Source organism: Microbulbifer regidiadema (SeqCode), from assembly GCF_052467605.1.
This window is the reverse complement of sequence record NZ_CP174316.1, coordinates 2,949,289-2,960,685: the sequence shown is the minus strand read 5'-3', so window position 1 is coordinate 2,960,685 and position 11,397 is coordinate 2,949,289. Positions and strand designations below refer to the sequence as shown.

The 11,397-nt window shown below is 53.8% G+C and carries 8 protein-coding genes; 3 read left to right on the top strand and 5 right to left on the bottom strand.

The genetic code is table 11. From position 1 onward, the window contains the following. Nucleotides 1-4: 4 nt before the first annotated feature. The 5 genes from ACJJIF_RS13580 to ACJJIF_RS13560 form a co-directional block, all read right to left on the bottom strand. Complete coding sequence (locus ACJJIF_RS13580) at nt 5-529, bottom strand: AraC family transcriptional regulator (protein ID WP_444928882.1); 525 nt, start codon at nt 527-529, stop codon at nt 5-7. Between the two features lie 116 nt (nt 530-645). Next, on the bottom strand, nt 646-1,644 hold the full coding sequence (locus ACJJIF_RS13575) for an FAD:protein FMN transferase (RefSeq protein WP_444928881.1): 999 nt from the start codon (nt 1,642-1,644) through the stop codon (nt 646-648). 12 nt (nt 1,645-1,656) lie between these two features. Next, on the bottom strand, nt 1,657-3,228 hold the full coding sequence (locus tag ACJJIF_RS13570; protein WP_444928880.1) for a hypothetical protein: 1,572 nt from the start codon (nt 3,226-3,228) through the stop codon (nt 1,657-1,659). Nucleotides 3,229-3,321: 93 nt separating this feature from the next. Further along, complete coding sequence (locus ACJJIF_RS13565) at nt 3,322-5,841, bottom strand: LamG domain-containing protein (RefSeq protein WP_444928879.1); 2,520 nt, start codon at nt 5,839-5,841, stop codon at nt 3,322-3,324. A gap of 3 nt (nt 5,842-5,844) precedes the next feature. Next, a complete protein-coding gene (locus ACJJIF_RS13560; protein ID WP_444928878.1) occupies nt 5,845-7,071 on the bottom strand; it encodes a hypothetical protein in 1,227 nt (408 codons plus the stop codon). A 224-nt stretch (nt 7,072-7,295) separates the two neighbouring features. Between ACJJIF_RS13560 and ACJJIF_RS13555 the strand changes: the two genes are divergently transcribed. The 3 genes from ACJJIF_RS13555 to ACJJIF_RS13545 are packed head-to-tail and all read left to right on the top strand — an operon-like array spanning nt 7,296 to nt 11,383. Further along, nucleotides 7,296-9,911, top strand: a complete 2,616-nt coding sequence (locus ACJJIF_RS13555) for an HzsA-related protein (RefSeq protein WP_444928877.1) — start codon at nt 7,296-7,298, stop codon at nt 9,909-9,911. A gap of 3 nt (nt 9,912-9,914) precedes the next feature. Next, nucleotides 9,915-10,760 (top strand): outer membrane beta-barrel protein, encoded by an 846-nt coding sequence (locus tag ACJJIF_RS13550; protein WP_444928876.1) that lies wholly within the window; start codon nt 9,915-9,917, stop codon nt 10,758-10,760. After that, the gene (locus tag ACJJIF_RS13545) at nt 10,730-11,383 is read left to right on the top strand and encodes an outer membrane beta-barrel domain-containing protein (RefSeq protein WP_444928875.1); all 654 of its coding nucleotides are present in this window, start codon (nt 10,730-10,732) and stop codon (nt 11,381-11,383) included. The genes ACJJIF_RS13550 and ACJJIF_RS13545 overlap by 31 nt, the downstream gene beginning before the upstream one ends. The last annotated feature ends 14 nt before the right edge of the window (nt 11,384-11,397 follow it).

The window sequence follows — 11,397 nt, the reverse complement described above, 5'->3', positions numbered from 1 at the left end:
CTAATTAGGGCGTTGGCCACAGTACTAACTCAAACTCCGGCTGTTGCTTGCCGGGGTTGTCTGAGATGACCAGTTCGATGACGGCGGGCTCGTCCGTTTTATTAAATTCCAACTTGGCCGCCCGCTTGTATTCGCGTCCTTCGGGGCCGAGACCTGTGACAAAAGCAGAAATGGTGTATTCACCGGATTTAAGATTGCCCTTGTACAGTGGCTGGATACCGCCGCGAATCAGCGCTTGCCGCTGGTGTTCGGTATAGAGGTGGCTCGCACTTAGCTGGTTATCAATGTGGAGCTTTACCGCATCCAGAGTAAAGTAGTGGCCCACATCCATAGAGACATAAAAAGCGATCTGACTTTGTGCGGGATAGAGCAAATCCTCTTCAAGAATTAATAAATCCCGGTTTAATTTGAGTACATCGCGCTTTAATTCTTCCAATTTCTCTGCGGAGAAATCGCTTTGCTGGGCCTGCACAAGCACCGAGGCAAAAAAGCCGATAAAGAAAATAAAGCACTGAAGAGGGCGTCGCATGGCAGACCTTTTGATGGGGATTGGCATTATTCTTTGGTCGGCGCAAATTATGTCAGGGGATCAACGATCTGGTGTGATCTTGTTGGCAAATTTTCTATATGGCTAAAATGGAATAGTTAAAGATTCTCCAAACCGCGACTGAAAAATAGTTTCCGGTTACTATCGATAACAACGGCTTCAAATTGCGGCAACCGATTGATCAATGCCAGGCCCTTTTCTTTCCCCAGAACAAACACACTGGTCGAAAGGGGATCGGTGTCAAAACCCCGGGGGCCAATAATGCTGACACTGATCAACTTATCGGTATCCTCTGCAGAAGTTGCGGCAGGTTTTCCTGTGGATGGATTAAAAATGTGGTGGACCCTATCCTGATGTTCATCAATAAAATAGCGTTCGTAGTCTCCAGAGGTAGAGATAGCGATATCGCGCAGGGGGATAACCGCAGCATTTTTGCTTTTCTCGCGGGGGTGGCGAATACCCACTAACCAGGGTTGGCCGCGTTTATCGCCGAGCATACGCGCATCGCCGCCGGCGCTGATACTGGCACAGCAAATTTCTGCCTGCTCAAGGATCGCAATCGCTCGATCGACCGCGTAGCCCTTGGCGATTCCGCCCAGATCTATTTTGGTATCCTCGTGGCTAAAACGCAGTGTGTTGGACTTTTTATTCAGTTTTAGGTGGCGGTAATTCAGGGCGGCTAACAGGGAGTCTGTCAGCTGGGCATCGGCCTGTTTTTGCTGGCGGAAATCATAGTGCTTGCCCAGGGTGGCGTAGCTGATATCGAATGCGCCGTCGGTAAGCTGGCTAAACCACAGGGATTTATCAATAAGGTTACTGAGTTCTGCGGAAATATTGACGTTACCCCGGCCAGCCGTGCGGTTTACCAGTGAGAGTTCACTGTTTTTCTTGTAGGGCGAGAGCTGGTTGTCGAGGCGCTGGAATTCCGCCATAACCTCCTCAATAAGATGCTCGGCTTCATTGCCATCGTGGTGCCAAAGTTGCAGGCGCACCTGGGTGCCCATAATGGCGCGTTCGGCGTAGTGCCACTCGGCTACCGTGGGAATAGCGCACAGTGTCGCCGCACAGAGTAATAGTGTTTTAATAAAGCGGAGCATTACTTATCCAGGTTACACAATGGGGGCAAAGGCGGTCATGCTGTCTTGCAAGGTGCTATCGCCGAGTCCGTGGTCTGGAAATAGCGTGGAGAAATTACCTTGCTCCCCGTGCAGGGCCATATAGTTGAGTATTACCGTCTCCACCAATAAGTTAACGTTGTTGGCTGCGGGAGTGGAGGTGGTTTCTACATCACCGGAGCTGCGCATATAGCCGAGCTGTTGGTGAATTGCCTGTTCGTCTACGCTACTGCCGAGTAACTGCGGCCGCCCTGCCGGGTTGTACACCAGGAAAAATGAGGCGGCGGTCTGCTGGTCGTCACCGGTCCAGACGCCTTTGCCGCGCCCCTCTACCGAGTCGTCCAACATGCCGTTGGAGAAAACAGAACCATCACTAAAGACGTAGATCATCAGCGGCTGGTTGCGGCGTGCGGCATACTCCAGGCAGGCGCCGATACAGCGTCCGGCGCGTAGGTCGCGCAGTTCACCAGTAGCTCTGTCACCGGTGTGGTAGTCGTAACCGCCCATACTGATAGTGCCGGCGCCGGCGTAACCATTGACGACCAGCTTCATCACGGAAGCAGTTTTTTGGAACTCGCTGTCGCTACTCAGCTCTGAGCTGGTAAATACACCGGAGGGGCCGACGATATCGGGGTCGGATTCCGGGTTTAAATTGGCCGGGTTGCCGAAGCGATCAGCCAGGTCGGCACTTTTCATATAACCGCAGCGCACCAGATCTTTAATAACGGCATCGGTGCTGATTTGAGTATTGACGTTGCTGAGTTTTGCTTCGGAGATGCGGTACATAGACTCCATGACCGCAACGGTGTCCTCCTGGCTGAGCAGGCCCACCAGGTCTCCCACGTCCACAAGGCCGGTAACGTCTGAGGGGCGGTCTACTTTGGTTGGGCGCACTTCGGGGTTGATCATGGCGGACGGAGCCATAGAGTTGCCGCCGGAATCGCTGGAGCTGGAGCCGATTAAGGCCAGCAGCGAACCATTGGCACCGGCCTGGTTGATACCGTACATGGGGTTGTGGGGGTTGTTGCCGGTGTCGTTTTCCGAGCGCGCGGGAATCACCGCACCATTTGTCGCCGATGCGGTGCCGCTGCTGATTTTTTCCAGGATACCGCGCAGCATGCCGCTGTCGCTGTGGAAGGCGAGCCCCAGATCGGTATTGATAAATTCATCGCCCAGCGATGGAATCATATCGCCGGGGAGTCCCTGTTTGTTGTAGCCGGCCGTACCGAGGAAATCCATTTGCCCGCCCTGTTTGCCTACCAGCACATTGGAGCCTGCGATATTGGCGCCGCCGGCGAGATCGAAACAAATAAAAGGAATTTTTCCGGCACCGAAAGAACTGACATCACAGGGCCCACCATTAGTTTGGCGCAGTGCCTCCAGGTCTGAGGAGAGGGCCGCATGGGCACTGCGGGGGTCGGCAAACAAACTGAATACAGAGCCCCCCAGTACTGTTGCCATACCCGCGCGAAAACCCTGGGCGAGAAAATCCCGACGTGTTACCGGGCGGCGGTGGTCCGGATGCCGCAGGGGCTGGTCCAGATCAAAATGTTTTTTCTTGCTCATAATATTCCCGGGTAAAGTGTTCGGTATGCCGGTTATTTATTCTGATGCGGCTCTGGGCGAGTTGCCGCTAAAGCCGCTGTTGTTTTGCTGTAATTAGTGAATCAGGATCATGGCGCTACCCATTGCGGCGGCGCACACGGCTTTCACTGTGGTTGTTGTGCGGTCGGCATCACAGCTGCTGGCGCAGGCAGTCATGGTGTCGATCAGTGAATCCAGTTCTGCCTCTACCAACGCCAGGTCTGGTGCGCTGGCAAGTTGTGAGACGCTGCCGTCGTGCCAGTTCATCTCGTGGCCCAGCAATCCCTCCATCAGCGGGTCGATAATCTGAGCGCGCTTGCTGGCACTGTCGAAGGCGGTATCTGCGGAGGCACTGAAATCAAACCCGCTGAAATAACTGCTGCGATCACTGGAGTCCACCAGAGTGCTGCAATACTTCACCGCCAGTTGGGTGATGCCCATTTGCTGTGCGGCGAGGAATCCTTCGATGTCACTTTCTACCGGCAGTTGGCGTTTCACCGTTTCCCAGGTTTCATAGATATCTGGGTGGGCCATAGAAATTCCTGTTGCCTGGGACAGGCTTGCATGGATCTGTTCAAAGCGGCGCAGACCTATGCGGGATTGAGGTTCCAGGTCGGCGGCCTCAGCCGGTTCCGCTGGCGTGGCCTCCACGCGGTTATATGTTTCGCTGCCGATTTTTTCGAAGGTCAGGAAAAATTCGTCGTCGAGAGGGCCCTTGTCCAGAGTGATAATGGTTCCGAGCCTGGACAGTTGCTGACCCTCGCCGGTTACATAGCTATCGTCGACAGCGGTAGCCAACTTGGCCCAGGCCTGGCCCACTTCCGCTTCGCGGCCATTAATGCCGATACGCATCCCCTCAATGGCGAGCCCGGCTGGGTCGACACTCTCATCGAGACTGACAAAGGTGGGCTCGCTAAATAGATAGGCATAATTATCGAATTGCTGCACGGTAAACATGACATAGCTTTCGGCAATACCGGTGTGCTCTTCAACTTTGAATAACAGCAGATATTTTTCCCCGACACCGACCTCGTAGTTGGTGGCGATATCTTCTTCCGACAGCGCGCGGGAGTGAATGGCCAGCAGGCGAATGGAGCCCTCCCAACTGTTGCCGTTACTGACCTCACTGCCTACAGCGAGGGCGAAGGTGTCGTCCCAGGTGGAGAGCAAACCGGCTTCGCTGGGGTCCAGCTCGCCGGTATTGGCACCGTTGACGTAGAGCTTGCGTCCGTTAATGGGGTCGTAGGTGGCCACTACGTGCTGGAGGCTGGCTTGCACAACCTGGTCGGCATCATCCGTTGCCAGGAATGGCATACCGTCCGCATCGGTGTTGTCGTTGCGGTTTTGCACGGTATAGCTGTATTGCTCCTGGCCGAGAGTAAAGTTGCGGATATCATCGCCGCCGGAGTAGGTGACGATGCGTGCGGGCCCCTCCTGTGAGACATTGCCGGGAGCGGCCCAGATCTCAATGGAGTATTCGCCGGTGGCGCTGAGGGTATCGTAGAGCTTGCTGCTGGTTGCGGTAGCCCCCTGCGCTTTGCCGCCTTTTAATTGCAGACCCCAGGAATCGATCCACTCCACATCGCCGGACAGGGCGAGATCAATCGCCGGGTTCACCCCGGAGGTGTCGTAGGCCGTGGTGCCGCTGCCGGTTTTAAATTCATAAAGAGCGATGGCATTGCTCTCGATACGCCCGCCACTGCTGGCCACAATGCCGTCGGTAAGACGCAGCGCTTTACTGATAACCCAGTCGGGGTCTACCTCGGTGAGACTGATGGTGTCGGCGAAGGCCTGGATTGCAGCGGTCATGTCCGCTTCGTTATCTGCGCAGTCATCCCAGCAGTTGTGATATTCACTGCCCAGGCGCACGGAGAAGCGCGAATCGGCAGGGGAGTCCAGGTTTATCTTGCTGACGGCATATTCGTAGGCGAGATCGACATCGGGACTGGCGAAGTAGGGTGTTTGTGCCGTCGTCGCATCCTCGCTGTGACAGTCGGCACAGTAGCTGCGCAGCAGGGGGTAAACGGTGGAGCTAAAACTGCCGCTGGACTCGGGGAAGCTCTTACTGGCCCCCACTTCGCGCTCGACCGGGGCGACCAGGCTAATTGTATTGCTCAGGCTGCCGCTGGCTCGCGCCCACTCCTCGATATAGTTGGTAATAATTTCCGCGCAGGCATCATCGCTGGAAAGCCAGCAGTTGTGCCCACCGCCGACCTTGGTTACCAGGCGGGATTCATCGGGGACCGATAGGTTAATCAACTCGCGGCCGGCATCGTAGGCCGCATTGATATCGTCACCGCGCACAAAGTGCGGGCTCTGATTATTTTCAATATGACAGCTGCCGCAGCGATTTGTCGCTGCCAGGTTATCCCAGATATAGAGCTTGTATTGGTTGACGTCATCAGTCTCAGGATCTGGCCCGGAATAGGACGCGGTGCTATCGCTGTCGCTGGTGTCTGGCTGAGTTTCAGTGCCTTCCCCACTGCCGCCGCTACAGGCACTGAGAGCCAGCGCTGCGCAAAATAGTGAGGCCATTCTCAGTGTGCGAGCTGTCAGTGAATTTTCTACCACTGGGAGATATTTATAGAGTTTCATTTTTTAATCTCCCGCACAGTACACCGCAGTGTCTGCGTATACCTGCTTGAGTTTGTAGCCGGTATTGCTGAAGTCGTCGGCTATCGTTTCTATACGTGCGCGGTCGCTGGCATCTTCCGGCTCGCGCAGGCAAACCTGATGAAAAACCTTAGTCACTTGGCACTCGGCAAAAGCGCGGCTATTGGACAGCTCCTCTCCCAGGGATTTAATTCCATTGCCACTGCCCGACAGGTCGTCGCTCCAGCCCAGGTGCATATTGGTTCCCTCGCGCCAGTAGTTAATCCAGCTATCATCGTCAGTGATAAATCCGTGGGAGAAATTACCGCTGTTAATCAGGTTTTTAGCCTTGACGCGGCTGCCGGTCTCGGGGTCGATATCGCCTGCGGTGTTGTAGTCCAGAACTCCCTCTTCACCGTCGGGATCATTGTCCGCATCGTATACATAGTCGTAGTAGGCAAATGCCTGGGCCATGGGGTCCATGCCGCTGTGGCAGCCGATACAGTTATTTTGAAATACGCGGCTGTCGCCTCCGGGGCTGCGGCTTACATCCTGGCGGATTCGATCCGGCGAGCGCGAGGTGTCCTGCACCTGCTCCATGTCATTGCACAGGTGATTGAGCATGGTGAAGCGAAACATAGCGCGATTGGTTCCAGCGCTAAAAAATGCCTTGGCCGCAGCGCGGCTGGTGAGAACGCCGGCGGTGGCATCTGCGGGCAGACCGTTTAGAGAGGATTGGGTTTCCTGCACCAAGTTGTCCTGTAGGGAATAACCTCCGGCCTCCAGGGTTTCGTAGTGGTTGTTGTTGCCGGTGTTGTAGGCGGGCAGCCCGGAAATATCGCCGATATAGAGAATATTGGCCGACAACAACTGGCGAAAATCCATATCGTCCCGAACCATACCGATCACCGTCGCGCTGTAATCGTTTAATGGCTCAAATACATCCTGCTCCTCATTGGTCCAGGGGGTGGCCAGATTTTTTAATGTGACATTGTAGAAGGCATCGTCCTCCATTGCGGTATATGCCGCAGCGGTAGGATCGCCGTTCTCAATATCCTCTGCCATATCCAACAATACACTTTCACTGGGCATGGTGCCGGTGAGGCGGTTGTGAATTTGCAGGGCCTGGTCCTGTGATGCGGATAGGGCAGAATTACTCCACAGACCTACTCCGAGCAGTGCCGTTACCGTGGTGAGCCGGAATACACGCGCTCGAGACGAATTATTTTTCATTGGACTATTTTTGTCGGTGAGATCACTGGGATGTGGCGAAGCAGTCTAAAAGCAGATTTCAATAATGTCAGAGTGACTTTTAATATTTGCGTCCCAGTTGGCAAACTTTTTGTGCGCAACTTGCGAGAATTACCCTCAGCGGTCAAAGCCGTATAAAAAAGTTCTCAGGCGAAGAGCACAAAAAGGCGAGCGCTGCTCGTACCAAACCCCGGTGGATAACAAAAATGAAATGTTTGCGTGCGGTGCCGCTTTTGCTCCTGGTGGCGGCGTGTAGTGGCGGTGGCAGCTCCAGTGGTGATGAAGACCAGGCCGAAGATCCCGTCGTGGAAGATTATCCCGTTGCCTTTGTGCGGCGCCAGTTAACTAGTGGCGATGATGGCAGCCTGCTTCAGGACAATATTTATCAACCCGGGGAGTTTTTTGCCGGTGCCGAGCTGATTTTAAAAGATCGCGCAACCGCCAGTGCCGCAGAAACCGTTATTAGCGCAGATATTTTTGACGGCGATTACGATGTTAAAGATCTGAACACTTCGGCCGATGGTAGTCAGCTTATATTTGCGATGCGGGCACCGGAAATTGAAGATGCCGATGATGACGAGCAGCCCACCTGGAATATCTGGGTATACAACTCCGAGACAGGAGAACTCAGTCGGGTAATTGAGTCAGATTTAACTGCAGAAGAGGGCCAGGATATCGCCCCGGCCTTTTTACCCGACGGGCGCATTGTTTTCTCCTCTACACGACAGCGGCGCTCCAGAGCTCTACTGCTGGATGACGATAAACCGCAATTCTCGGCTCTGACCGAAAACCGCGAGGAGCCCGCATTTGTCCTTCATGTGATGGAGGCGGACGGAAGCGATATTACCCAGATATCGTTTAATCAGAGTCACGATTTGAATCCCGTTGTGCTGAGTGATGGACGCATCCTGTTTAATCGCTGGGACAATACGGCAGGTATCGATAAATTAAGTCTTTACAGCGTCAATCCAGATGGCTCTGATCTGGCGGTTTACTACGGTTATCACAGTCAAAATACCGGTACGCAAGACACCGAGGCGGTTTTCAATCGCCCGCATGAAATGCCCGATGGCCGCCTGTTGGTGACGCTGCGCGCTCCCTCGGGGCTCACCTATGGGGGCGATCTCGTTACTATCGACGGAATTGTTTATCACGAAGCCTACAGTGAGCCGGAGCAAAGCGGCGAAATGGTCGGACAGGCCTCTATCAGTGTCGGGGATGTCACCACTAACGATACTATTTCTCCACATGGCACTTTTGCCTCCGCTTGGCCGTTCTACGATGGCACCAGTCGCCTGCTGGTAACCTGGAGTGAGTGCCGGATTATTAACGGGGAAACCGAGCTGCTGGAGACCTGCCCTGACAGTGTTGCTGAAGAGGAAGAGGTCCAATTGGCGGACCCACTCTACGGCCTGTGGATTTACGATTATATTGCCGGCACGCAACTTCCCATTGTCGTTGTAGAGGAGGGGGAAATGATTTCTGAGGGGGTGACTCTGGAGCCCCGCAGCGAGCCCACCTATATCCCAGATCCCGTTGCCGGAGTCGATGTCGATGCAGATCTGGTCGAGGAAGCGGTTGGCATCCTGGATATTCGCAGCGTTTACGATTTTGATGGTGAAGATATTGTCGGAATCGAAGCCCTGGCAGATCCCGCCCAGACTACCGCAGACCTGCGGCCCGCACGATTTTTAAAAGTTTCCAAGGCGGTGGGCATTCCCGACGATGATATTCTCGACTTCGATGGGGCCGCATTTGGCCGCAACGGGAATTGGGGCATGCGGGAAATACTGGGATATACCCCTATCCAACCCGACGGTTCCGTCAGGGTAAAAATTCCAGCAGATATGCCCCTGGCAATCTCTGTAGTGGATGCGGATGGCAAGCGTATTTTCGATGCGCACAACAATTGGTTACAGCTGCGGGCGGGAGAGGTGCGCAGCTGCAACGGCTGTCATAGTGGCGATAGCGAAATTCCCCATGGGCGTACGGATATGCAATTGGATTCCGCCTGGGATGGGGCGCCTACTTCGTCTGCACCATTTGCCAATACTGAGCCTGCGCTACTGGCGGAAATGGGCGAGACCATGGCCCAGCTATTGGCCCGCTACACCGGTGAGGCTGAACTCGAAGGGGATCTGCATTTTACCGATTTGTGGACAGATACAGCGCTGCGCGCCAAGGATGATGAGCTACTGCTGTCATACAGTGATTTGAGCACCGAGGCACCGGTAGATATCACCTGCTTAACGGAGTGGGACAGCAGCTGCCGAATCGTTATTCACTATGAACAGCATATTCAGCCGCTATGGGACTTATCCCGCGAGGTACTGGATAGTACTGGTGCGGTGATCGATGATTATACCTGTAGCGCTTGTCACTCCCCGCTCGATGCCGCTGGAGCCATACAGATTCCCGCTGGACAATTAGATCTCACCACCTCGGCCTCTTCGGTTAACGATGCCTGGTTTATCTCCTATTCGGATCTGGTGGCTGATCGTGCCGAACTGGAATTGCTCAATGGCGTATTAACAGCGCGACTTGTGCAGGAGTATGACAATGATGGCAACCCTGTTTACGAAGTCGATGAAGACGGTGAGCTGCTGCTCGATAGCAGTGGTGATCCAATTCCGCTGATGGTCACCGTCAATATTTCCTCTCCCTTGGCGGGCTCGGCACTTGAGAGCTCGTTTTTTTCCCTTTTTGCTGAAGGCGGTTCGCACCAGGGATATTTAGAGGATGCCGAATTGCGCTTGATTGCCGAGTGGTTTGATATTGGCGCTCAGTACTATAACGATCCTTTTGCGGCACCGGCAGATTAAACCATGTTGAAATTACACCGCTATTTTATCGGTCGTTTCTCGCTATTTATATGGCTTCTTGTTGTTGCCCGGGCGGCTTCTTCCGAACAGGCGTTGCTGGAACCTGCTGTATCAGCTGAAACTCCACCAGAAGCGTTGCGTGAGGCTGAACCACAGAATAAAGGTGAAGGCCCTGAGGATGCCGAACTGGTTACAGTGGGCAATACATTTATAAATATTTACCGGGGCCCGGGCCGCAGTTATCCCATTTTCTATGTGGCGGAATACGGTGAGAAAATTTGGTTGCTTAAGCGCCGCACTGACTGGGTAAAAGTGCTGACTGCGCGCAGTAAAAGTGGCTGGGTAAAAGTCGATGATCTGCGGGAAATCTACGGCGAGAATGGCGAAATTGTCCGGGTGCCGCTGCCCGATTTCTCCGACGTTGATGACGGTTATTTTTATCTGGGTTTGAGCTACGGTGATTTTGCCGGGGCGAATTCTCTGGGGCTCAGCCTGAGCTACCAATTTACCGCCAATTTATCTACAGAATTACGTGCGACCCAGGCGGTGGGTTCCTATTCAGACAGCCAAGTGTATCAGCTGGCGATGGTGCACCAGCCCTTCCCGCACTGGAAAGTCTCCCCTTATTTTGTTTTGGGCGCCGGGGTAAATATTACCTCTCCAAATGCCACGATTGTCGCCAGTGAAGATCGACAGGATACAAGCATGCTGGCGGGGCTTGGATTGCGCACTTACCTGTCGCGGCGCTTTGCCCTCAGGGCGGAATACACCAATCACTACTTGCTTACCACGCAGGAAAATAATCAGGAGATAGTCGAGTGGAAACTTGGTTTCGACGTATATCTGTAGGCTCTGCCGCCCTTTCCGCTCTAGTCGGGACACAGGTCTGTAGTGCCCAGCAGGGGGATGATGCACTTGCAGATATTATCGCACCTGACTTGGAGCGACGGGAGATACGCGATGCCCTTATTGATAGTGAGAATATAGAAATCGGCCTATTTGCCGGCATTATCAACGTCGAGGATTTCGGCTCGAATACCCTCTATGGCACCTCAGCGGCCTACCATATCAGTGAAGATTTCTTTATTGAGGCCACCTATGCACAGACTGAGCTGGGTGAATCCAGCTTTGAACGCTTGAGCGGTGCCGCGCCACTATTGACCGATGAGCAGCGCGATCTCAGTTATTACAATACTTCTGTGGGCTGGAATGTTTTCCAGGGCGAGTACTTTGTCTTTGATGACTGGGCTTTTAATGCCAACTTCTATGTTGTGGGCGGTGTGGGGAACACCTCCTTTGCTGACGAAGAGCACTTCACCTACAACTTTGGTGCTGGGGTGAGAATGCTGGCCAACGATTGGCTCGCCGTTCGCCTGGATGTGCGCGATCATGTTTTTGAGCATGAATTATTTGGCGAAGCACAAGTTACCAATAATCTTTCCGCCCAATTGGGATTTACCCTCTTTTTTTAGATAATCAATAAATA